This window comes from Cupriavidus sp. HE11 (assembly GCF_056097175.1).
In genome coordinates, this window is record NZ_CP184464.1 from 2089199 (window position 1) to 2109714 (window position 20516).

Consider the following 20516-nt stretch of genomic DNA (forward strand, 5'->3'; position numbering starts at 1 on the left):
ATGACTCAAATCGCTGAAACCCAAACCGTCGCCACCATCTCCGCCGAATCGCTGCGCCAGTCGGCCCGCAACATTGCCGCCGCCGCGCCCAAGGAAGGTGACGCCTGGCGTGTGGACGACGTGGCCGCGCTGTTCGCGCTGCCGTTCAACGACCTGCTGTTCCGTGCGCAGCAGGTGCATCGCGAGAATTTCGACGCCAACACCGTGCAGCTGTCGACGCTGCTGTCGATCAAGACCGGCGGTTGCGAGGAAGATTGCGGCTACTGCCCGCAGAGCGCGCACCATGACGCCGGCGTGACGGCCGAGAAGCTGATGGACCTGGAAGCCGTGCTCGACGCCGCCAAGTCCGCCAAGGCCAACGGCGCCACGCGCTTCTGCATGGGCGCTGCCTGGCGCAGCCCGAAGGACCGCCACCTGGAGCCCGTGATCGACATGGTGCGCGAGGTGAAGGCAATGGGCCTGGAAACCTGCGTGACGCTGGGCATGCTCAAGGCCGAACAGGCACAGCGCCTGAAGGACGCGGGCCTGGACTACTACAACCACAACCTCGATACGTCGCCCGAGTTCTACGGCAAGATCATCACCACGCGCACGTACCAGGACCGCCTGGACACCATCGGTCATGTGCGCGATGCCGGCATCAATGTCTGCTGCGGCGGCATCGTGGGCATGGGCGAGGCGCGCGAGGCGCGTGCCGGCCTGATCGCGCAGCTGGCCAACATGGACCCGTACCCCGAGTCGGTGCCCATCAACAACCTGGTGCAGGTGGAGGGCACGCCGCTGGCGGGCACCGAAGCGCTGGACCCGTTCGAGTTCGTACGCACGATCGCCGTGGCACGCATCACGATGCCGCGCGCGATGGTGCGCCTGTCCGCCGGCCGCGAGGCCATGGACGAAGCGTTGCAGGCGCTGTGCTTCATGGCCGGCGCCAATTCCATTTTCTATGGCGAGAAGCTGCTGACGACCGGCAATCCGCAAGCCGAGCGCGACCGCGCCCTGCTGGCACGTCTCGATATCCGCGCCGAAGGTTACGCGGGGTAAGCGACGTACAACCTGCCGATCTGAAGGAGCCTGGCTCGCCTTGACCCGGAGACAAAGGGAGGAGCCATGTTCAACAAGATCCTGATCGCCAACCGTGGCGAGATTGCCTGCCGTGTGGCGGCCACGTGCCGCCGGCTCGGCATCCGCACGGTGGCCGTCTATTCCGACGCCGATGCCGACGCGCGGCACGTCGCGTTCTGCGACGAAGCCGTGCATATCGGCGGTGCGGCGGCGCGCGACAGCTATCTGCGCGCGGACCACATCATCGAGATGGCAAAGGAAACCGGCGCCCAGGCCATCCACCCGGGCTACGGCTTCCTGTCCGAGAACGAGGATTTCGCGCGCGCCTGCGCCGAGGCTGGCCTCGTCTTTATTGGCCCGCCAGCCTCCGCCATCCACGCGATGGGCAGCAAGAGCGCGGCCAAGCAGCTGATGGAAAAGGCCGCGGTGCCGCTGGTGCCCGGCTATCACGGCGAGGATCAGGATGCGGCGCTGCTGCGCCGCGAGGCCGACCGCATCGGCTATCCGGTGCTGCTCAAGGCCAGCGCCGGCGGCGGCGGCAAGGGCATGCGCGTGGTGGAGGCCGGCGACGGCTTCGAGGCCGCGCTGGCATCGGTCAAGCGCGAGGCGTCGGCCAGCTTCGGCGACGACAAGGTGCTGGTCGAGAAGTACCTGACGCGTCCCCGCCATATCGAAATCCAGGTGTTTGCCGACACGCACGGCAACTGCGTCTACCTGTTCGAGCGCGACTGCTCGGTGCAGCGCCGCCATCAGAAGGTGCTCGAAGAAGCGCCGGCGCCGGGCATGACCGAGGAACGCCGTCGCGCGATGGGCGACGCCGCCGTGGCCGCCGCCCGGGCCGTGGGCTACGTCGGCGCCGGTACCGTGGAGTTCATCGCCAACCAGGACGGTTCGTTCTACTTCATGGAGATGAACACGCGCCTGCAGGTGGAGCATCCGGTCACCGAGATGATCACCGGCCAGGACCTGGTCGAATGGCAACTGCGCGTGGCCGCCGGCGAGCCGCTGCCGCTGATGCAGGACCAGCTCAAGATCGACGGCCATGCGCTGGAGGCGCGCATCTACGCCGAGAATCCGGACAAGGGCTTCCTGCCGTCGACCGGCACGCTGCGCTTCCTGCGCACGCCGCCGGCTGTGCAGTTCATGCGCGGCGGAGACGCCCACGGCCCGGCCGGCGTGCGGATCGACGCCGGCGTGCGCGAGGGCGACACCATCAGCCCGTTCTATGACCCGATGATCGCCAAGCTGATCGTCTGGGGGCGTGATCGCGACGAAGCGCTGTCGCGCATGGCGCAGGCGCTGGCCCATTATCACGTGGTGGGCCTGTCGACGAACGTGGCGTTCCTGCAGCGGCTGGTGAAGTCCGAGGCATTCCGCACGGCGGATCTCGACACGGGCCTGATCGAGCGCAACCAGGCCGTGCTGTTCCCGCCGCAGAAGTCGGTCGGTATCGAGGCCATCGCGCTGGCTGTGGCAGCGCTGCTCGAACGCGAGACGCGCGAGCGCCGCGTGGACGAGGCCGACCGCCATTCGCCGTGGACCCACGCGGGCGGCTGGCGCCTGAACGCGCGCGACGTGCGCAAGCTGTACTTCGAGGGCGCCGGCCACAAGCTGGAGGTGGTGCTCAAGGGCGATGCACGCGCAATACCGGATCAGCGTCGCAGCACGCTGATCTACGCCGACCAGGCCGCGCCATTCGCCTACACCTTCAACGCCGACGATATCCGCGTGGACCTGGGCACGCGCCGCACCCACGGCCAGGTGCATCTGGAGGGCGACACCTTCCACGTGTTCCACGCCGGCCGCCATACGGTGCTGGAGTGGCTCGACCCGCTGTCCCACGCCGGGGAAGCCGAGGGCGAGGGCGGCAAGCTGACCGCGCCGATGCCGGGCAAGGTGATCGCCGTGATGGTCGAGCCGGGAACCCGCGTCACGCGCGGCACGCCGCTGCTGGTCATGGAGGCCATGAAGATGGAGCACACCATCGCGGCCCCGGCCGACGGCGTGGTCAGCGAGGTGCTCTACGGCGTGGGCGAGCAGGTGACCGAAGGCGCCCAGCTGCTGGCGTTTGCGCAGGCGGAAGAAGCTACTGCCTGACGGTTTGCTCCCCTCTCCCGCCTGGCGGTAGAGGGGCTGGGGGAGAGGGCGCGGCGGTGCGAACGGAACGTCAACAAGTCGGCAAGCAGCGCCTCGATGCCCTCTCCCCCCACCCCTCTCCCATTGCATGGGGGAGGGAGCCAAACCGCCGGTCTGGTGCGCATCGGAGAGGCGGGCAAAGCCGGGCCGCGCATCCTCCTGCCGGTAATCGCACAGCCGGGCAACGGCGCCCGGGAAAGCGCGCATAATCGTTGGCCTAACCCGTATAAGAATGGAGTCGAGATGAAGTTGCAGCTGTACGTGCCGGATGGCCGCTACGCGCCGTGGATCGAGGGCTTTGCCGAAGTGTTGCCCGAAGCGCAATGCCTGACCTGGGAAGAGAGCCAGGGCCAGAGCGTGGACTACGCCGTGGTGTGGCGTCCGCCCCTGGAAATGCTGCGTGGCCGCACGGACCTGAAGGCCGTCTTCAATCTCGGCGCCGGGGTGGACGGCATCCTGCGCCTGCGCGACAACGACCCCGAGGCGCTGCCGGCCGGCGTGCCGATCGTACGCCTGGACGACGCCGGCATGGCCGCCCAGATGAGCGAGTACGTGACCGCCGCCGCGCTGCGTTACTTCCGCAAGCTCGACGCCTATGACGTGCAGGAAAAGGCCGGCACGTGGAAATTCCTGAAGCCGCATCGCCGCGCCGATTTCACGATCGGCGTGATGGGCATCGGCACGCTCGGGTCGCACATCGCGCGAACGCTGGCGAGCTTCGGCTTTCCGGTGCGCGGCTGGAGCCGTTCGGCCAGGACGGTCGAAGGCGTGCAGTCGTTCCACGGCGCGGATGGCCAGGAAGCCTTCCTGAACGGCCTGAAGGTGCTGGTCAACGTGCTGCCGCTGACGCCCGACACCGAGGACATCATCGATACCAGCCTGCTCTACAAGCTGGGCAAGGGCGCCTACGTGATCAACGTGGCGCGCGGCCAGCACCTGGTGGAAGCCGACCTGCTGGCAGCCGTGCAGGACGGGCAGATTGCCGGTGCCACGCTGGACGTGTTCCGTACGGAACCGCTGCCGGCCGATCATCCGTACTGGCAGGAGCCGCGCATCACGATCACGCCGCATATTTCCGCACTGACGCTGCGCGAGGACAGCATCGCCCAGATCGCCGGCAAGATCCGCCTGCTGGCGGAAGGCAAGCCGATCGCGGGCGTGGTGGACCTGCAGCGCGGCTACTAGGCCACGACAGGCCAGCATGGCCACGGCGCGGCCCGCACCAGGCTGACGAGAGGATCGAGGAGACAAGCATGACCATCCCCCAATACGTGAAGATCGTCGAAGTGGGGCCGCGCGACGGCCTGCAGAACGAGAAAGCGATGGTGCCGGCCGACGTGAAGGTCGCGCTGATCAACAAGCTGACCGACGCCGGCTTCGTCAATATCGAGGCCGCGTCGTTCGTGTCGCCCAAGTGGGTGCCGCAGATGGCCGACGGCGCCGAGGTGATGGCCCGCATCGAACGCCGGCCCGGCACGCTGTACTCGGTGCTGACGCCGAACATGAAGGGCTTCGAGGGCGCCGTGGCGGCCAGTGCCGACGAAGTGGTGATCTTCGGCGCGGCCAGCGAGGCGTTCTCGCAGAAGAACATCAACTGCTCGATTGCCGAGTCGATCGCGCGCTTCGAGCCGGTGGCGGCGGCCGCCAAGGAAAAGGGTATCCGCCTGCGCGGCAGCATTTCGTGCGCGCTGGGCTGCCCGTACCAGGGCGAGGTGTCGGTGCATGCCGTGGTGGACGTGGTGCGCCGCATGCGCGAACTGGGCTGCGACGAGATCGACATCGCCGATACCATCGGCGTGGGCACGCCGCTCAAGGTACAGGAGGTGATGCGTGCCGCGTCGGCCGAATTTGCCATCGACCGGCTGTCGGGGCACTTCCACGACACCTATGGGCAGGCGCTGTCGAACATCCTGGCGAGCCTGGAAGTGGGCATCGCCATCTTCCACGCGTCGGTGGCGGGCCTGGGCGGCTGCCCCTATGCGAAGGGTGCCACCGGCAACGTGGCTACCGAAGACGTGCTGTACATGCTGCACGGCATGGGCCTGCACACCGGCATCGATCTGGAAGCCGTGGTACGGGCCGGCGACTATATCTCGCAGGCCATCGGCCGGGCCAACAGCTCGCGCGTGGGCAAGGCTTTGCTGACCAAGTGGGCGGCGGCGGCCGATGCCACGGTCTGTGTCTGAATCAGGAGAACAACAAGCATGAGCGAAAACCCGACGCTCCCCGAATCCGCGCAACGCGTGGCCGACCTGCTGGCCGGCATCGGCCATGACCGGCCGGTGGTGATGCTGCCGGCCACCGGCAAGACTTCGGCCGAAGCGGCCGCCGGCCTGGGATGCACCGTGGCCGAGATCGCCAAGTCGATCATCTTCCGCCGCGTGGAGGACGATGTGCCGGTGCTGGTCATTGCCAGCGGCAGCAATCGCGTGGACGAGTCGAAGGTGGCCGCCCGCGTGGGCAAGCTGGGCAAGGCCGACGCGAAGTTCGTGCGCGAGAAGACCGGTTATGCGATTGGCGGCGTGTGCCCGATCGGCCATGCGGTGAAGCCGGTGATGTTGCTGGACGCGGACCTGTTCCAGTACGACAGCGTATGGGCGGCCGCCGGCCATCCCCACGCGGTGTTCAACCTGACGCCGCAACAGCTGCAGGCCATGACCGGCGCCGAAGTGGCCGACGTGGCGCAGGCGCAGCAGCAGGCCCAGGCATGACGCCCGCCCGCCGCCGGCTGCTGGCCGATCTGGTGCGCGGTGCGGCCGCGGCGCAGATCGTGTCGCCGGTGCCGTCGCCGTGCCGCAGCATCTGCAAGATGGACAGCGACAGCGGCTTCTGCGAGGGCTGCCTGCGGACCATCGCGGAAATCGCGGCGTGGTCGGGTGCCGACGACGCAGAGCGCCGGCGCGTCTGGGCGCTGTTGCCGGCGCGCGTGCCCCGGCTTTGCGAAGGCAGCGCGACATGAGCGCCATGAGCGGAACCGGCGCGCTGGCGCTGCCCGCCACCATGCGCGTGTTCGAGCGCGGCTGGCTGTCCGCGAACAACGTGCTGTTTATCGACGATGCCACGCAGGACACCACGCTGGTCGACACCGGCTATGTCACGCATGCCGCCCAGACCGTGGCGCTGGTGGAAGCCGCGCTCGACGGGCGTCCGCTGCGGCGTGTCATCAATACCCACCTGCATTCCGACCACTGCGGCGGCAACGCGGCGCTGCAGCAGCGCTGGCAGCCGCGCACGGCCATCCCCGCAGCGGAGGCTGCGGCGGTATCGGCCTGGGATACCGATGCCCTGACCTTCGACGCCACGGGCCAGCAATGCGCGCGATTCACGTTCGCCGACGTGCTGCGCGACGGCGACGCGCTGCGGCTTGGCGGTATCGACTGGCGGGTCATCGCCGCGCCGGGCCACGACCCGCACGCGGTGATGCTGTTCGCGCCCGCGCAGCGCATCCTGATTTCCGGCGATGCGCTGTGGGAGAACGGCTTTGGCGTGATCTTTCCCGAGCTTGATGGCGAAAGCGGCTTTGCCGAGCAGGGCGCCATCCTGGCGCTGATCGACAAGCTCGACGTCCGGCTGGTGATTCCCGGCCATGGCCGCCTGTTCGACGATGTGGCCGGCGCCGTGGCGCGTGCGCGCAGCCGGCTCGACTACCTGCAGGCCGATCCGCTGCGCAACGCCACGCACGCGATGCGCGTGCTTGCCAAGTTCAAGTTGCTGGAGGTCCAGGCGCTGCCGCGCGACGACCTGTTCGCGTGGTTCGCTGCCACGCCGCTGATGCAGCGTATGCATGCGCGCTTCACGCCCGGTCAGGCGCTGGATGTGGTGTTCGACCAGACCCTGCAGGCGCTGGAGAAAGTGGGCGCCCTGCAGCGCGACGGCAACCTGGTTGCCAACCGGGACTGACCATGCAGCCGCTGCGCAGCCAGGCATTCCAGCTCAGGCCGTTCCGCGCCAGCGACGAGGCCCAGTTTGTGATGGCCGTGCGCGAGTCGATGCCGACGGTGGGGTTGTGGATGCCGTGGGCGCGGCCCGACTACAGCATCTATGACGCGCGCGAGTGGTTCGAGCGATGCGCGACGATGATGGACGAGGGCGCGGCGTACGACATCGGCGTGTTTTCGTCCGATGGCCGCGAACTCTATGGCGGCGTTGCCATCAACCAGATCCGCCGCGAGGACAACACCGGCAACCTGGGGTACTGGATCCGGCAGAGCCAGCAGCACAAGGGCCTGGCGTCGGGCGCGGCGACGATGATGGCCTGCTACGGTTTTCACACGCTGGGGCTTACCCGGCTGGAGATCGTGGCAGTCGAGACCAACCTCGCAAGCCGCGCCGTCGCCGAGAAGATCGGTGCCGGCTTTGAGTGCATCGCCCGTAACCGCCTGATCCTGCGCGGGCGGCCCGTGCCGGCGGCGGTGTATTCGCTGGTGCCCGAGTCATTTTCGATGGGTCGGTAGCGCTTCAGGTTACGGCCTTCGCTGTCCCGCGGCACGGGCTTGCTCCCCTCTCCCGTGGCACGGGTTTGCTCCCTTCTTCCGCGGCACGGGTTTGCTCCCCTCTCCCGCAAGGCGGGAGAGGGGCCGGGGGAGAGGGCGCGGCGCTTCAAATGTCGACAAGTCGGCAGGCAGAGCCTCTATGCCCTCTCCTCCAACCCCTCTCCCACTGCGTGGGAGAGGGGAGCCAACCAACGGGCAGCCCGCTCAGAACTGCGTGCGCATCCCGATCCGCACACTGCGGCCCGGCAGCGGCGCGATATCGCGCAGGATCGACGTGGCGCTGCGTGCCTCGGTGTTGGTCAGGTTGTCGCCGCGGAGGTAGAACAGCGTCTGGGTGCCCGACAGCTTCATCTTGTAGGTCAGGGCCACGCCCAGCATCGTGTAGGCGTCGGACGGCGTATCGCCGGTCGGCACGCGGGTCTGGCGCGCGTTCCAGTCCACGTTGACGCGTGCGCCCCACGGGCCGGCGGCGTAGACCAGCGATCCGCCCAGGCGCAGCGGCGACAGGCGCGGCAGCGGCTGGCCGTTGCTGCGGTTCTCGCCGTGGACATAGTCGGCACGTGCTTCGAAGTCCAGCGAGTCGCTGGTGGTCAGCATCTTCTGCAGCAGGCGCGTCTTGCCTTCGGCCTCGAAGCCGTACAGCGTGGCCGGCACCCCCATGTACTGAAGCTCGGGCAGCGCGCCGTCGCTGCCGGCAGCCACCACATTGCCTTCGGCGTCGCGATAGCCGCCCGTGTTCAGCAGCGCCAGGTAGTTCTGGAAGCGGCTGTAGTAACCCGACACGCTGCCGCTATGGTTGCCCTGCTTGAAGCGCATGCCAAGATCGATCGACGTGGCGCGTTCCTTGGCCGCGTTCGGGTCGCCCACTTCGAACGATCCCGTCGCCAGGTGCGGGCCGTTGGCATACAGCTCGTAGAACGTGGGTGCGCGCTCGGTGTACGACAGGTTCGACGTCACCGTCCACACCGGGTTGAGCTTGTAGAGCAGGCCGGCCGATGCGCTGCCGGCATTGAAGCTGCGCTCGGCATCGCTGAAGCGGTCGTTGCCGTTGGCGCTGGCCTTCACCTTGCTGTGGTCCAGGCGGCCGCCGAAATTCAGCTTCAGGTCGCCCGACGAGATCAGCGGCAGTTCCTCGAACACGAACAACGCGGCGTTGTCGGTGGCCGTGCTCGGCACGAACGCTTCTTCGCCCAGCGCAGAGAAATCGGTATGGCCGAACTGCGTGCCGATCACGCCGGTCATGTTGCCGATCTTGCCGTGCGTGGCTTCCAGGCGGGCGTCCCAGCCGTGGTTCTTGAAGGTCGTGCCGGTCTCGCCGCCCTCGATCTCGCGGTGCTCGTAGTCGGTGTAGCTGAACTTGCCCTTGACCGATTCGAAGATGCCGTTGGTGGCGCCGGCCAGGTTGCGCGATTCGCCCTCCAGCGCAAAGCGGTCCTGGCGCATCTTGATGCGCGCGTCTGCCTCGGCCGGCGTGCCGTAGTCATTGCGGTAGGTCGACCAGTTGGCGCCCACGAAGCCGTCGGCCCACGTGTACGAGCCGCCCATCGACCCGCCTTCCTGGTGGGCGTTGGTGTTCGGGATCTTGCCGTAGGCCTCGCTCTCGCCTTCGGGCAGCGGCTGGGTGGCGCGCTGGGTGCCGCTACGGGCGTAGCCCGGAATGCGCAGGTCGCTGGTCTGGCGTACGAATGCATCGGCGTGCACCGCGAACTTGCCGTTGCCGGCTTCCAGCATGCCGCTGGCATTGCGGCCCTTGTCGCCGCCAATCGTGCCGCTGACATCGGCCGCGCCGCTCACGCCGGTAATCGGGTCGCGCGGAATACGGTTGTCGATGACGTTGACCACGCCGCCCACGGCATTGCCGCCGTACATCAGCGCGGCCGGGCCACGGACCACTTCGATCTTCTCGGCGACGAGCGGGTCGATGGGCACCGCATGGTCATAGGACAGGGTGGACGCATCGAGGGTCGAGCCGCCGTTCTGCAGCACCTTGATGCGGTCGCCGTCCAGGCCGCGGATGGCCGGCCGGCTGGCATTCGGGCCGAAGTAGCTCGATGTGACGCCCGGCATGCTGTTCAGCGTTTCGCCAAGCGTGCTGGCCTGGCGCACGGCCAGTGCGTCGCCGCCCAGCGTGGAGACCGGGGCCACCATGTCGTTCAGGTCGCTGCCGAGCGGGTTGGCCGTGACCACCACCTCCTTCAGCGTCGGTGCGGTGACCTGTGCTGCGGGCTGTGCAGCGGCGGCCGGAGCAGCGGCTGGGGCGGCCGGTGCGGTTTCGGGGGCGGCCGGCGTGGCTGCCTGGGCGATGGCGTGCGAGGACAGGCCTGCGGTGATCAATGCGGCAAGCGCCGCCAGCGGGGTGCGACGCACCACCAGAGTACGGTTGGAGTTCGAGTACATGGCTCGCGATTCGAATTCGGTATGGGCGAGCGCGGCCACGGCAATGCGCGGCGCGCCCGGTCAGGCGTGCGCGGGCGCGGGGTATTACCCCGCACGCGCGGCTGCAAGTCAGGCGAATGCGAATGCGGCTGGAGGGGCGCGGGAATGGAAGGCGCGTGCTGCCGGCAGGTCGGGCCAGCGCCAGGCCAGGTTGGCCGGCTTGACTGGCTTGCCGAAGGCGAGAGACGGCAGCACGAAGCTGCCGAAGTGGGTGTCGGCCAGCGTGGCGCCATCGAACAGCACGCACGAGTGCAGGCCAAGCTTCAGGGTAAACGGTTCGGTATGGCCGGTGTCGGCGCCGGCGGTGTCCTCCGCAACATCGGCGGCATTGTCGACGTTGACGGACGCGATCGCGGCGGCGGCCTGCGGAGCGTTCAGCAGTCCACCGTGCACCACGCGGTGCACCAGGCCCACGTGCTGCGCCAGCAGCAGGCAGCAGATCAGGCACAGCGCCGGCCAGAAGCCGATGCCGCGCGCGCGCCAGCGGGAGAGGAGCGGGAAATCAGTGCGCATGCCCGCAGTCGCACGGCCCGTCGCCGTGATCGTGATCATGGCCGTGATGGTGGTCATGGTCATGGTCATGGTTGTCGTCGAACGCATCGCCCCAGTCCGGGAATGGATCGGGATACGCCGCCCAGGCCTCGGGGCCGGCCGCCATTTCGTCGTCGGTCAGCAGGCAGGTGTCGAGCCGGGCCTCCAGCGCGGGCACGTCAAGGTCGGCGCCGATCAGCACCAGTTCCTGGCGGCGGTCGCCATAGGCTGCGGGCAGCCCGTCTTCGAGCAGGTCGGCCTCGATGGCGGCACGGGCCAGGCCCTCGGCGGGCCATTCCCCGGCGTCGATCGCGGCCCACCAGGCACCTGCCGCGCCGGGGCGGCATACACCGCCGGCCTGGCTCCAGTCGCCGGCAATATCCATGCGGCTGGCCAGCCAGAACAGGCCCTTGGAACGCAGCACGTCGCCATGCTCGCGCATCCATTCGGTGTGGATCAGGTCGGCAAACCGCTGCGGGTGGAACGGGCGGCGACGGCGATAGACCAGCGTGGCGATGCCGGCGGCATCGGGCACGGCATCGTTCTGCAGCGCCGCCTGCCATCCGGCCGCGTTGGGCGTGGCTTCCATGTCGAAGCGGCCGGTGCCCAGCAACTGCGCGGCCGGCACGTTGCCATGGCTGGCATCGACGATGCTGGCGCGCGGGTTCAGCGCGCGCAGCACCACGTGCAGGCGGCCTAGCTGGCCGGCGTCGACGAGGTCGATCTTGTTGATGACGATGACGTCGCAGACTTCGACCTGGTCGATCAGTACATCCACCACGGTGCGGTCGTCGTCATCGTGCGCGGCCAGGCCGCGCGCCGACAGGAAATCGGCGTCGTGATAGTCCGTCAGGAAGCGGCTGGCATCGACCACGGTGACCAATGTATCCAGGTGCGCCACGCCGGGCGCCTGCTCGCCGTGCGCGTCCTCGAATGCGAAGCCTTCGGCGATACCCAGCGGTTCGTCGGTCGGATCGGCCTCGATCACTGCAAAGTCGTACTGGCCGGTCTGGGCCAGACGGTCCACTTCGGCCAGCAGGTCGGCACGGCTGTCGACCACGGCCAGGCGTACCCCCGCCTGCGACATCAGCTGATGCAGCACGGTGGTCTTGCCGGCGCCGGTGAATCCGGACAACACAGTGACGGGCAGGCGAGCGGCCATGACGGAAGGACGTTGTTATTGCAACAAAGTTGCGACTGTAACAGAAAGCCGGCTGCGGCAACAGGCTGGCGGTATTCCGCAATGGTAGTGCCGTAGCCGTGACGCCACAAAGGCAATCGCAAACGGGGCGATGCCGGTGCGCAAAGCAAAACGGCCCGGAAGACCGGGCCGTTGGGCGTCGGAGCAGGTCAGCCGCGCGGGTGACCGCCGAAGACGATCAGTCGCCGAACAGCTTCTGGCGCAGTTCGCGGCGCTGCTGGGCTTCCAGCGACAGCGTGGCGGTCGGGCGGGCCAGCAGGCGCGGCACGCCGATCGGCTCGCCGGTTTCCTCGCACCAGCCGTAGTCGCCGGACTCGATGCGCTGCAGCGACTGTTCCACCTTCTTCAGCAGCTTGCGCTCGCGGTCGCGCGTGCGCAGTTCCAGCGCGTGCTCTTCCTCGATCGTCGCGCGGTCTGCCGGATCCGGCACGATGACCGTCTCGCGCAGGTGTTCCGTGGTCTGGTCCGCATTCTTGAGGATCTCGTCGCGAAGCTGCTCAAGGCGATTCTTGAAGAAGGCGAGCTGCGCCTCGTTCATGTAATCCTTGTCGCTCATCTTCAGGATTTCAGCTTCAGTCAGAAGTTTGTTGCTGCTCATGGTTCCTGCTGATTCTCTTGTTGATGCGACCGGCGGCGTCTTCGTCCGCTCGGGTGCAGTGGCCGTCCGCTTGCGCGGGGCGGCTGTTTCACTCTGGCTGGCTGCAGTCTTGCTGCTTCGCGTGCCTCCCTTGGCCTCGCCCGCATCGGCGTGCGCCGTACTGCCGCGGGGAGCTGGCGTCGCCTTTTCGGGCTGTGCCTTGAGCGTCTCCGCCGCAGCGGTACCTGTCTTGCTGCGGCTTTCCTTGGTTTTTGTTGCGGCTGTCATGGGGACACCTCTCTCAACGCGTCGAAGAGTGACGGCGCACCGATCGTTGGTCCCCAGGCGGAGGGCGGTCTCCGCACGAAGCCAACGACCGCGCCTGCTGGCGGCTGTGCCTCATGCTGACGACGACCGCCGCCCTGCAGATACCGGCCGCGCCCAGAGGTGCGCCGCCCGTATCAAATCCGGCCTATTGTACTTGAACAAATTTTTCGGAGATATGGGAGAAAGACCGACAAGAGACAGGAGTTTTCCCGATATTCCCACCCAAGGGGAGGGTAGCGGGCGCTGCCGGGGGTGGCTCCGCGCCCAGGCCGCCAAGCGGCGGCGGGCGCACCTGGCGGTGCGCCCGGAACAAAATCAGGCCAGGCAGGCGGCCAGGCCCTTCAGGATGGCGTCGCGCGGCAGGTCCACGCCGATGAACACCATCTTGGTGCCCGGGGTTTCGTCGTCCCACTTGGCACCCACGTCGCTTCCCATCAGCTGGTGCACGCCCTGGAACACCACCTTGCGGTCCACACCTTCCATATAGAGCACGCCCTTGTAGCGCAGCAGCTTCTCGCCGTAGACCGACAGGATGCCCGACAGGAATTCCTCCAGCTTGCCGTAGTGGAACGGCTTGTCGCTGCGGAAGACGAACGACGCGATGCGGTCGGTGTGGTGGTGGTGATGATGGTGGTCGTGCGCGTGGCCGTGGCCGTGATCGTGACCATGGTCGTGATCGTGGTCGTGGTCGTGGTCGTGGTCGTGGTCGTGGCCGCAGTCGGTGCCGCAGTGTTCGCCATGCTCGTGCGCATGTTCGTGCTCGTCGGCGCGCAGGAAGTCGGGGTCGATCTCCAGCTTCTCGTTCAGGTTGAAGCCGCGCAGGTCGAAAATCGTGTCGATCGGCGTCTCGCCGAAATTGGCGGTGCGGATCGGCGCGCGGGCGTTCATGTGCTGCAGGCGGTGGCGCAGGTCATCGACTTCGGGTGCCCCGACCAGGTCGGACTTGGTGATGAAGATCGCGTCGGCAAAGCCCACCTGGCGCTGCGCTTCTTCCTGCTTGTCCAGCTGCAGGTTGCCGTGCTTGGCGTCGACCAGCGTGATCACCGCGTCCAGCAGGTAGCGCGAGGCAATTTCCTCGTCCATGAAGAAGGTTTGCGCCACCGGGCCAGGGTTTGCCACGCCGGTGGTCTCGATCACCACGCGGTCGAAGTCGAACTTGCCTTCGTCGCGCTGGGTGACCAGGTCGGACAGCGCCTGCACCAGGTCGCCCCGGATCGTGCAGCAGATGCAGCCGTTGCTCATCTGCACGATCTGCTCGCGGCCGTCCTGCACCAGGATCTCGTTGTCGATGTTCTCCTCGCCGAACTCGTTTTCGATCACGGCGATCTTCATGCCGTGCTGTTCGTGGAGGATGCGCTTGAGCAGCGTGGTCTTGCCGCTGCCGAGGAAGCCGGTCAGGATCGTGACCGGAATCAGTTTGGACATATTGTTCTGCTCCGAGGAAAGCCGGGATAGAGAGATCGCCCGTGTCTATTCAATGATCGGCGTGGCCGGCGGTCTGGCTGCCGGGCTCCGTGCGCACCTTGCCGCATTCCGCGCAGACCCCGTTGACCGTCAGTTCCACGTGCTCGACCGCGAATCCGCTTGGCACCTTGGGCGCCACGGACTTGCCGGCCGATTCCAGGCAGAACGTGCGGTCGCAGCGCGTGCAATGGAAGTGGCTGTGCTGGCGATGCACTTCGGCCCGTGCGGCCTCATGTTCCAGCAGCGTGAAACGGAAAACGCGGTCGTTGCCGGCACGCTTCTGCGCCAGGCCCTGATCCACCAGCCAGTCCAGCACCCGATACACGGTCACGCGGTCCACGTCGCCATCGGCCGGCAGGCGGTCGATGACTTCCTGATGCGTCAGCGGCGCTTGGGCGTCGATCAGGCACGCCAGGATGGCCACGCGCGGCTGCGTCACACGCGCGCCAAGCTGGCGCAGGCGCGCCTGCGCCGCGTCAAGGCTGTCGGCGGCCGCGTCATCTGGAGCCGGCGAGGCATGCGAATGGGGGGTGGGGCGGTTCATGCCGATGATTTAACCATAGGCCCCGGCGAGTTGCAATTCAGTTGCACAAACAGGGTTTTTGCGATGGCGTGCGGCGCGTGGCGGTGTCTGGGCGGTGGGAAAAGCGCCTATGATCGGCAGGCAAGCCAGACGAAAACCGGAGACTTTGTCATGCAGAACGACGCCAGCGCGCTGCTGTTCCCCAACTTCGAGTGGTTTCGCCTGAAGGTGGGCGAGGTCGAGATTGGCGGCGTCCGGGGCGACTCGGGGCCGCCGCTGTTGCTGCTGCACGGCTTCCCGCAGAGCCACCTGATCTGGCACAAGGTGGCGCCGGCTCTGGCGGATCGCTTCACCGTCATCGCCACCGACCTGCGCGGCTACGGCAGCAGCAGCGCGCCGCCGGGCAGCGCCACGCATGATGTCTACAGCAAGCGCGCGATGGCGCAGGACCAGGTCGAGGTGATGCGCCAGCTTGGCTACCGGCAATTCGCGCTGTGCGCTCATGACCGCGGCGCCCGCGTGGCGCACCGGCTCGCCATGGACCATCCCGATGCGGTCAGCCAGTTGATGCTGCTCGATATCGCACCGACGCTGGCCATGTACGAAGCCACCGACATGGCGTTTGCCGCTGCCTACTGGCACTGGTTCTTCCTGATCCAGCCGGCGCCGTTCCCCGAGACGCTGATCAACGCCGAACCCAAATTCCTGATCGAAAGGCTGCTGGGCCTGCGCCACCCGGGCACGGGTCCAAGCCCGTTCGTGCCCGATGCCATGGCGGCCTATGTGGCCGCAATGCGCGAACCGGCGCGCGTGCATGCGATGTGCGAGGACTATCGCGCCGCCGTCACCATCGACCTCGACCACGATCGCGCCGACCGCGAAGCCGGCCGCAAGCTGCAGATGCCGGTGCGCGTGCTGTGGGGCGAGCACGGCGTCGTGGCGCGTTGCTTCGAGCCACTGCAGCTCTGGCAGGAAGTGGGCACGAACGTCACGGGCGGCACGCTGCCGTGCGGTCACTACCTGCCTGAAGAAGCCCCCGACCCGCTTCTCGAAGAAATCCTCAGTTTCATTACATTCTCGTAAGAAACGCCACTTTCTCACGGGTTAGCCCCTATATCTGGTGCTTGTTCGCGATTGCTAACATCCACCTCCGGCTCCGCCTGTCGGCGGGGTTTGACGCTGTCTGGAATCCATACATCGTGCCGATGGTCACCGCGTTTTTCCGATATGGATCGACGCGATCGGGGTCGTGAACAACGACGAAACCCGGCGGCACCCACAGCGTTGGAACGGGAATCCAAGAGGGAACAGGAGAGACGTAATGAAACGAGTTGCATTGAATATTGCAGCCGCGCTGGCCGTTGCCGGCGTGGGTGCCTTCACGGGAGCGCAAGCGCAGGAATACCCGGGCAGCAAGCCGGTGCAGGCGGTGGTGCCGTTTGCCGCAGGCGGCCCGACCGACAAGGTGGCGCGCGAACTGACGATGATCATGTCCAAGCATCTGGGCACGACCATCGTGATCGAAAACCTGGGCGGTGCCGGCGGCACCATCGGTGCCAAGAAGGTGGCGCAGTCCAAGGGCGACGGCTACACGATCCTGATCCACCATATCGGCATGTCCACGGCCCCGGCGCTGTACCGCAACCTGGGCTTCGATCCGCTCAAGGACTTCGAGATGGTCGGTGAAGTGGCCGACGTGCCGATGGTGATGGTTGGCAACAAGCAACTGCCGCCTGCCACCTTCAAGGACCTGATCCCCTACATCAAGGCCAACGCCGGCAAGCTGTCGCTGGCCAACGCCGGTATCGGCTCGGCCTCGCACCTGTGCGGCCTGCTGTTCCAGAGCGCGATCCAGACCGAACTGACCACCGTGCCGTACAAGGGTACCGCCCCGGCGCTGACCGATATCCTCGGCGGCCAGGTCAACCTGATGTGCGACCAGACCACGAACATCGCCGGCCAGCTCAAGGCAGGCGCGCTGAAGCCGTACGCCGCGATGCAGTCGCGCCGCGTGGAAGCGTTCAAGGACATCCCGACCGCCGCCGAACAAGGCCTGCCGGGCGTGGAAGTGAAGATCTGGCACGCCATGTACGCGCCGAAGGGCACGCCGAAGCCGATCATCGACAAGCTGTCGGCTGCGCTGCAGAAGTCTGTGCAGGACCCGACCTTCCGCGCCAAGATGGCCGAACTGGGTGCCGAAGCCGTACCGGCCCAGCGCGCCACGCCGGATTCGCTGCGCACGTTCCTGACGTCGGAAATCAACAAGTGGACGCCGGTGATCAAGAAGGCCGGCGTGTACGCTGACTGATAACCCCATCTGATGGGTTGCCGGGTAGCCCCGGTGCCGGAAAGGCCACGCCATGCGTGGCCTTTTTCCATTTGCGGTGGACCTGTCGCCGCGTGGAGTGATGCCGGGGCCAGTCGGACATGTTCCGACGCCCGATTCGGCGATTTCCTATATTGGAAGACCGTGGCCGACATAGCCGCCTCTTGAAAGCCGGTCATGTGGCGCCACCTACGCCGCTGAACACCTCTCACGCAAAGGCACCATGGAACAGTATCACGGCACCACCATCGTCAGCGTCCGCCGCGGCAATCAGGTCGCACTGGGCGGTGACGGCCAGGTCACGCTTGGCAATATCGTGATGAAGGGGACGGCCCGCAAGGTCCGGCGCATTTACAACGGCAAGGTGCTGGTCGGGTTTGCCGGCAGCACGGCCGACGCCTTCTCGCTGCTCGACCGCTTCGAGGCGAAACTGGAAAAGTACCAGGGCAACCTGACCCGCGCGGCAGTGGACCTGGCCAAGGACTGGCGTTCGGACCGCGCGCTGCGCCGCCTGGAAGCCATGCTGATCACGGCGGACAAGGACACCACGCTGGTCATCACCGGCAACGGCGACGTGCTCGACCCCGAGGGCGGCATCGCGGCCATTGGCTCGGGCGGCGCGTACGCGCAGTCGGCGGCCAAGGCGCTGGTCGAGAACACCGAGTTGTCGCCGAAGGACGTGGTCGAGAAGGCCCTGACCATCGCCGGCGAACTCTGCATCTACACGAACACCAACTTCGTCATCGAGACCATCGACTGACGCGCCCCAACGGATTCCCATGTCGCAAACCATGACCCCGTCGGAAATCGTTTCCGAACTCGACAAGCACATCATCGGCCAGAACAAGGCCAAGAAAGCCGTGGCCGTGGCGCTGCGCAACCGCTGGCGCCGCCAGCAGGTGGAAGAGCCGCTGCGCCAGGAAATCACGCCCAAGAACATCCTGATGATCGGACCCACGGGCGTGGGCAAGACCGAGATCGCGCGCCGCCTGGCAAAGCTGGCCGATGCGCCGTTCATCAAGATCGAGGCCACCAAGTTCACCGAAGTGGGCTATGTGGGCCGCGACGTCGACACGATCGTGCGCGACCTGGCCGAGATGGCCGTCAAGCAGACGCGCGAATCGGAAATGAAGAAGGTGCGCACCAAGGCCGAGGACGCCGCCGAGGACCGCCTGCTCGACGTGCTGCTGCCGCCGCCGCGCGATATCGGCTTCCAGCAGCACGAGGACAAGGACTCGAACACGCGCCAGGTGTTCCGCAAGAAGCTGCGCCAGGGCGAGCTCGACGACAAGGACATCGAGCTTGAAGTGGCCGCCGGCATGCCGAACATGGACATCATGGGCCCGCCGGGCATGGAAGACATGACCGAACAGATCCGCACGATGTTCGCGGGCCTGGGCCAGGGCAAGAAGGCGCGCCGCAAGATGAAGGTCAAGGAAGCGTTCAAGCTGCTGATCGACGAAGAGGCCGCCAAGCTGCTGAACGAGGAAGAGCTCAAGCACAAGGCCATCGCCAACGTCGAGCAGAACGGCATCGTGTTCCTGGACGAGATCGACAAGATCGCCAGCCGCAGCGATGTGGGCGGCGGCGAGGTGTCGCGCCAGGGCGTGCAGCGCGACCTGCTGCCGCTGGTGGAAGGCACCACCGTCAACACGAAGTACGGGATGATCAAGACCGACCACATCCTGTTCATCGCGTCGGGCGCGTTCCACCTGTCCAAGCCGAGCGACCTGATCCCGGAACTGCAGGGCCGCTTCCCGATCCGCGTGGAACTGGAATCGCTGTCGGTGCAGGATTTCGAGGCCATCCTGACGCAGACCGACGCCAGCCTGACCAAGCAGTACCAGGCGTTGCTGAAGACCGAGGAGGTCGACCTGCAGTTCGCGCCGGACGGCATCCGCCGCCTGGCCGAGATCGCATTCTCGGTCAACGAGAAGGTCGAGAACATCGGTGCGCGCCGTCTCTACACGGTGATGGAGCGCCTGCTCGAAGACCTGTCGTTCCACGCGACGAAGTCGTCGGGCAATACCGTGACGATCGATGCCGCGTACGTGGACGAACGCCTGGGCGACCTGGCGGGCAACGAGGACCTGTCGCGCTACGTGCTGTAACGGCGACGGTGTCGCGGGCACATCCCGCCCAGACGCCAAAACGCTAAAGCAAAAGAGCCGGACAGCTGTCCGGCTCTTTTTTTGCCTGCGCGGGGGACGTCGCCCCGCCCGGTTCAGTGCGCGTGGCCCGCGTGGCCGGCGTGGGCATCCGCCGGGATGACCTCAAGCGCCGGCGCCGGCGACTTCAGTTCGCGCGGGTTCTGGCCTTCGGCCGGAATCTGGGTCCATTCCGACTTGCCGTTCTCGCACTCCTGCACCACCGGGAAGTACAGCTTGCCACCCTGTTCGGGCAGCTTCATCAGCAGGCGGAATTCGTCGAAATGCTGGTCGGCCAGCGTGTTGCCATACCAGCGGATCGTGCGCACGTCTTCCTCGACCGTCTTGCCATGCGAGGCATAGGGCTTGGCCAGCTTCGCGCGCTGCACGTCGAGCTGCCAGCCCGGTTTCGGTTGCGGATGCGCGCCCTGCACGCCATCGGGGATGGTTACCGTCACCGACTTCGTCGCGCTGCCATTGCAGCCGTGGCCCACCATCAGCACGCCCTTGAAGTAGCTGCCGGCGGGCGCCTGCTTCTGTTCGAAGACGATATGGGCAGAGGCCAGCGGCGTTGCGGCCAGCAGGGCAACGGACAAGGCCGCGGGCAGGGCGGCACGAAGGAAGCGCGGGATCATGGAGCGGGAGTCGTCTGACTGTGTGACAAAGTGCATCAGTCTAACTTTGCGCACACGGCGCGGACGTGCGACGTGGTGCCGCAGCGCCGCGGCCGGCGGCAACTCCAACGCCACTACAAGTCAGCGGTGTTTCAAATGCGGCCGGCCCGTTGTCGCACCCGTAACCCTCGTAAGCATTGGTAAGCACACTGGCGCCGATCCTCAAGTAAATGCGACCCTTGCGCACCTTGTTGGTCACCTTGCTGGTCGATGGGACCGATGCGGGAGCCACCGCATCCTGCATAACCACCTAAACCCAAAGGGAGTCAGCCATGCGTACAACCTTCTTCAAGCGCAACCGGGTGCGCAAGCGCCGGGTGGCGATGGCCACCACCAGCGTCGTGGCCGCCATTACCGCCGCCACCGTGTTCCTTTGCATCCGCCCCGGCGTGATGCCCAACGCCCACGCGGCGGCCGTGCCGTCCGGCAACGTGGCGAAGACCGCGGACCAGACCGAGCGCCGCGCCGTCGTGGCCGCCACGGCCATGGCCTCGGGCGCGCTCGTGACGCTGGCCGACCGCCATGCCAGCGATGCCGTGCGCATGGCCGATGCGTCGGACGACGACCTCGGCTGGGATTACGTGCAACTGCGCCTGTAACGCAGCCGGCCAGGCCGGAA

The 20516-nt window shown here is 66.9% G+C and carries 20 protein-coding genes; 13 read left to right on the forward strand and 7 right to left on the reverse strand.

Annotated features, from left to right (window positions below):
• The 8 genes from bioB (at position 1) to ACOABP_RS09720 (ending at position 7652) form a co-directional block, all read left to right on the forward strand.
• Positions 1 to 1041, forward strand: coding sequence for a biotin synthase BioB (gene bioB / locus ACOABP_RS09685; RefSeq protein ID WP_066734976.1), 1041 nt, complete (start codon positions 1 to 3; stop codon positions 1039 to 1041).
• 66 nt (positions 1042 to 1107) lie between these two features.
• Positions 1108 to 3159 (forward strand): acetyl/propionyl/methylcrotonyl-CoA carboxylase subunit alpha, encoded by a 2052-nt coding sequence (locus ACOABP_RS09690; RefSeq protein WP_474224777.1) that lies wholly within the window; start codon positions 1108 to 1110, stop codon positions 3157 to 3159.
• Between the two features lie 282 nt (positions 3160 to 3441).
• Entirely contained in the window at positions 3442 to 4383 is a 942-nt protein-coding gene (locus ACOABP_RS09695; RefSeq protein WP_474224778.1) for a 2-hydroxyacid dehydrogenase, read from the forward strand.
• A gap of 68 nt (positions 4384 to 4451) precedes the next feature.
• Positions 4452 to 5384 carry a hydroxymethylglutaryl-CoA lyase gene (locus tag ACOABP_RS09700; protein ID WP_474224779.1) on the forward strand — a complete coding sequence of 311 codons (933 nt, stop codon included), beginning with the start codon at positions 4452 to 4454 and terminating at the stop codon, positions 5382 to 5384.
• A gap of 18 nt (positions 5385 to 5402) precedes the next feature.
• Positions 5403 to 5909 carry a YbaK/EbsC family protein gene (locus tag ACOABP_RS09705; protein ID WP_474224780.1) on the forward strand — a complete coding sequence of 169 codons (507 nt, stop codon included), beginning with the start codon at positions 5403 to 5405 and terminating at the stop codon, positions 5907 to 5909.
• Positions 5906 to 6157: a DUF1289 domain-containing protein gene (locus ACOABP_RS09710; RefSeq protein ID WP_474224781.1), complete on the forward strand. Its 252-nt coding sequence runs from the start codon at positions 5906 to 5908 to the stop codon at positions 6155 to 6157. Before ACOABP_RS09705 ends, ACOABP_RS09710 begins: the two co-directional genes overlap by 4 nt.
• A gap of 5 nt (positions 6158 to 6162) precedes the next feature.
• The gene (locus ACOABP_RS09715; protein ID WP_474227806.1) at positions 6163 to 7098 is read left to right on the forward strand and encodes an MBL fold metallo-hydrolase; all 936 of its coding nucleotides are present in this window, start codon (positions 6163 to 6165) and stop codon (positions 7096 to 7098) included.
• A 2-nt stretch (positions 7099 to 7100) separates the two neighbouring features.
• Entirely contained in the window at positions 7101 to 7652 is a 552-nt protein-coding gene (locus ACOABP_RS09720; protein ID WP_474224782.1) for a GNAT family N-acetyltransferase, read from the forward strand.
• Between the two features lie 243 nt (positions 7653 to 7895).
• Here the strand turns inward: ACOABP_RS09720 and ACOABP_RS09725 are convergent, their stop codons facing one another.
• From ACOABP_RS09725 to ACOABP_RS09750, 6 genes are all read right to left on the reverse strand, one after another.
• Complete coding sequence (locus ACOABP_RS09725; RefSeq protein ID WP_474224783.1) at positions 7896 to 10088, reverse strand: TonB-dependent receptor; 2193 nt, start codon at positions 10086 to 10088, stop codon at positions 7896 to 7898.
• Positions 10089 to 10196: 108 nt separating this feature from the next.
• The gene (locus ACOABP_RS09730) at positions 10197 to 10697 is read right to left on the reverse strand and encodes a hypothetical protein (protein ID WP_474224784.1); all 501 of its coding nucleotides are present in this window, start codon (positions 10695 to 10697) and stop codon (positions 10197 to 10199) included.
• Entirely contained in the window at positions 10630 to 11820 is a 1191-nt protein-coding gene (locus ACOABP_RS09735; protein WP_474224785.1) for a GTP-binding protein, read from the reverse strand. The genes ACOABP_RS09730 and ACOABP_RS09735 overlap by 68 nt, the downstream gene beginning before the upstream one ends.
• Positions 11821 to 12037: 217 nt before the next feature.
• On the reverse strand, positions 12038 to 12457 hold the full coding sequence (dksA, locus tag ACOABP_RS09740) for an RNA polymerase-binding protein DksA (protein WP_008642844.1): 420 nt from the start codon (positions 12455 to 12457) through the stop codon (positions 12038 to 12040).
• 621 nt (positions 12458 to 13078) lie between these two features.
• Complete coding sequence (locus tag ACOABP_RS09745) at positions 13079 to 14188, reverse strand: CobW family GTP-binding protein (RefSeq protein ID WP_474224786.1); 1110 nt, start codon at positions 14186 to 14188, stop codon at positions 13079 to 13081.
• 49 nt (positions 14189 to 14237) lie between these two features.
• Positions 14238 to 14771, reverse strand: a complete 534-nt coding sequence (locus ACOABP_RS09750) for a Fur family transcriptional regulator (protein ID WP_474224787.1) — start codon at positions 14769 to 14771, stop codon at positions 14238 to 14240.
• Positions 14772 to 14921: 150 nt separating this feature from the next.
• On the opposite strand from ACOABP_RS09750, the gene ACOABP_RS09755 reads away from it, so the two are divergent.
• From ACOABP_RS09755 to hslU, 4 genes are all read left to right on the forward strand, one after another.
• Entirely contained in the window at positions 14922 to 15833 is a 912-nt protein-coding gene (locus ACOABP_RS09755; RefSeq protein WP_474224789.1) for an alpha/beta fold hydrolase, read from the forward strand.
• Between the two features lie 238 nt (positions 15834 to 16071).
• Entirely contained in the window at positions 16072 to 17058 is a 987-nt protein-coding gene (locus ACOABP_RS09760) for a tripartite tricarboxylate transporter substrate-binding protein (RefSeq protein WP_474224790.1), read from the forward strand.
• A 241-nt stretch (positions 17059 to 17299) separates the two neighbouring features.
• A complete protein-coding gene (gene hslV, locus ACOABP_RS09765; RefSeq protein ID WP_066735031.1) occupies positions 17300 to 17836 on the forward strand; it encodes an ATP-dependent protease subunit HslV in 537 nt (178 codons plus the stop codon).
• Positions 17837 to 17855: 19 nt separating this feature from the next.
• Positions 17856 to 19187: an ATP-dependent protease ATPase subunit HslU gene (gene hslU, locus ACOABP_RS09770; protein ID WP_474224791.1), complete on the forward strand. Its 1332-nt coding sequence runs from the start codon at positions 17856 to 17858 to the stop codon at positions 19185 to 19187.
• Between the two features lie 113 nt (positions 19188 to 19300).
• Here the strand turns inward: hslU and ACOABP_RS09775 are convergent, their stop codons facing one another.
• Positions 19301 to 19858: a YcnI family copper-binding membrane protein gene (locus tag ACOABP_RS09775; protein ID WP_474224792.1), complete on the reverse strand. Its 558-nt coding sequence runs from the start codon at positions 19856 to 19858 to the stop codon at positions 19301 to 19303.
• 311 nt (positions 19859 to 20169) lie between these two features.
• On the opposite strand from ACOABP_RS09775, the gene ACOABP_RS09780 reads away from it, so the two are divergent.
• Positions 20170 to 20496: a hypothetical protein gene (locus ACOABP_RS09780; RefSeq protein ID WP_474224793.1), complete on the forward strand. Its 327-nt coding sequence runs from the start codon at positions 20170 to 20172 to the stop codon at positions 20494 to 20496.
• Positions 20497 to 20516: the final 20 nt, after the last annotated feature.

Excerpts from the sequence above, each read along its gene's own strand:
- ACOABP_RS09755 (WP_474224789.1), top strand. The coding sequence starts at position 14,922 with ATGCAGAACGACGCCAGCGCGCTGCTGTTCCCCAACTTCGAGTGGTTT.
- dksA (WP_008642844.1), bottom strand. The coding sequence starts at position 12,457 with ATGAGCAGCAACAAACTTCTGACTGAAGCTGAAATCCTGAAGATGAGC.
- bioB (WP_066734976.1), top strand. The coding sequence starts at position 1 with ATGACTCAAATCGCTGAAACCCAAACCGTCGCCACCATCTCCGCCGAA.
- ACOABP_RS09780 (WP_474224793.1), top strand. The coding sequence starts at position 20,170 with ATGCGTACAACCTTCTTCAAGCGCAACCGGGTGCGCAAGCGCCGGGTG.
- ACOABP_RS09745 (WP_474224786.1), bottom strand. The coding sequence starts at position 14,188 with ATGTCCAAACTGATTCCGGTCACGATCCTGACCGGCTTCCTCGGCAGC.
- ACOABP_RS09750 (WP_474224787.1), bottom strand. The coding sequence starts at position 14,771 with ATGAACCGCCCCACCCCCCATTCGCATGCCTCGCCGGCTCCAGATGAC.
- ACOABP_RS09775 (WP_474224792.1), bottom strand. The coding sequence starts at position 19,858 with ATGATCCCGCGCTTCCTTCGTGCCGCCCTGCCCGCGGCCTTGTCCGTT.
- ACOABP_RS09695 (WP_474224778.1), top strand. The coding sequence starts at position 3,442 with ATGAAGTTGCAGCTGTACGTGCCGGATGGCCGCTACGCGCCGTGGATC.
- ACOABP_RS09730 (WP_474224784.1), bottom strand. The coding sequence starts at position 10,697 with ATGACCACCATCACGGCCATGATCACGATCACGGCGACGGGCCGTGCG.
- ACOABP_RS09720 (WP_474224782.1), top strand. The coding sequence starts at position 7,101 with ATGCAGCCGCTGCGCAGCCAGGCATTCCAGCTCAGGCCGTTCCGCGCC.
- ACOABP_RS09735 (WP_474224785.1), bottom strand. The coding sequence starts at position 11,820 with ATGGCCGCTCGCCTGCCCGTCACTGTGTTGTCCGGATTCACCGGCGCC.
- ACOABP_RS09725 (WP_474224783.1), bottom strand. The coding sequence starts at position 10,088 with ATGTACTCGAACTCCAACCGTACTCTGGTGGTGCGTCGCACCCCGCTG.
- ACOABP_RS09705 (WP_474224780.1), top strand. The coding sequence starts at position 5,403 with ATGAGCGAAAACCCGACGCTCCCCGAATCCGCGCAACGCGTGGCCGAC.
- ACOABP_RS09700 (WP_474224779.1), top strand. The coding sequence starts at position 4,452 with ATGACCATCCCCCAATACGTGAAGATCGTCGAAGTGGGGCCGCGCGAC.
- hslU (WP_474224791.1), top strand. The coding sequence starts at position 17,856 with ATGTCGCAAACCATGACCCCGTCGGAAATCGTTTCCGAACTCGACAAG.
- ACOABP_RS09760 (WP_474224790.1), top strand. The coding sequence starts at position 16,072 with ATGAAACGAGTTGCATTGAATATTGCAGCCGCGCTGGCCGTTGCCGGC.
- ACOABP_RS09715 (WP_474227806.1), top strand. The coding sequence starts at position 6,163 with ATGAGCGGAACCGGCGCGCTGGCGCTGCCCGCCACCATGCGCGTGTTC.
- ACOABP_RS09710 (WP_474224781.1), top strand. The coding sequence starts at position 5,906 with ATGACGCCCGCCCGCCGCCGGCTGCTGGCCGATCTGGTGCGCGGTGCG.
- hslV (WP_066735031.1), top strand. The coding sequence starts at position 17,300 with ATGGAACAGTATCACGGCACCACCATCGTCAGCGTCCGCCGCGGCAAT.
- ACOABP_RS09690 (WP_474224777.1), top strand. The coding sequence starts at position 1,108 with ATGTTCAACAAGATCCTGATCGCCAACCGTGGCGAGATTGCCTGCCGT.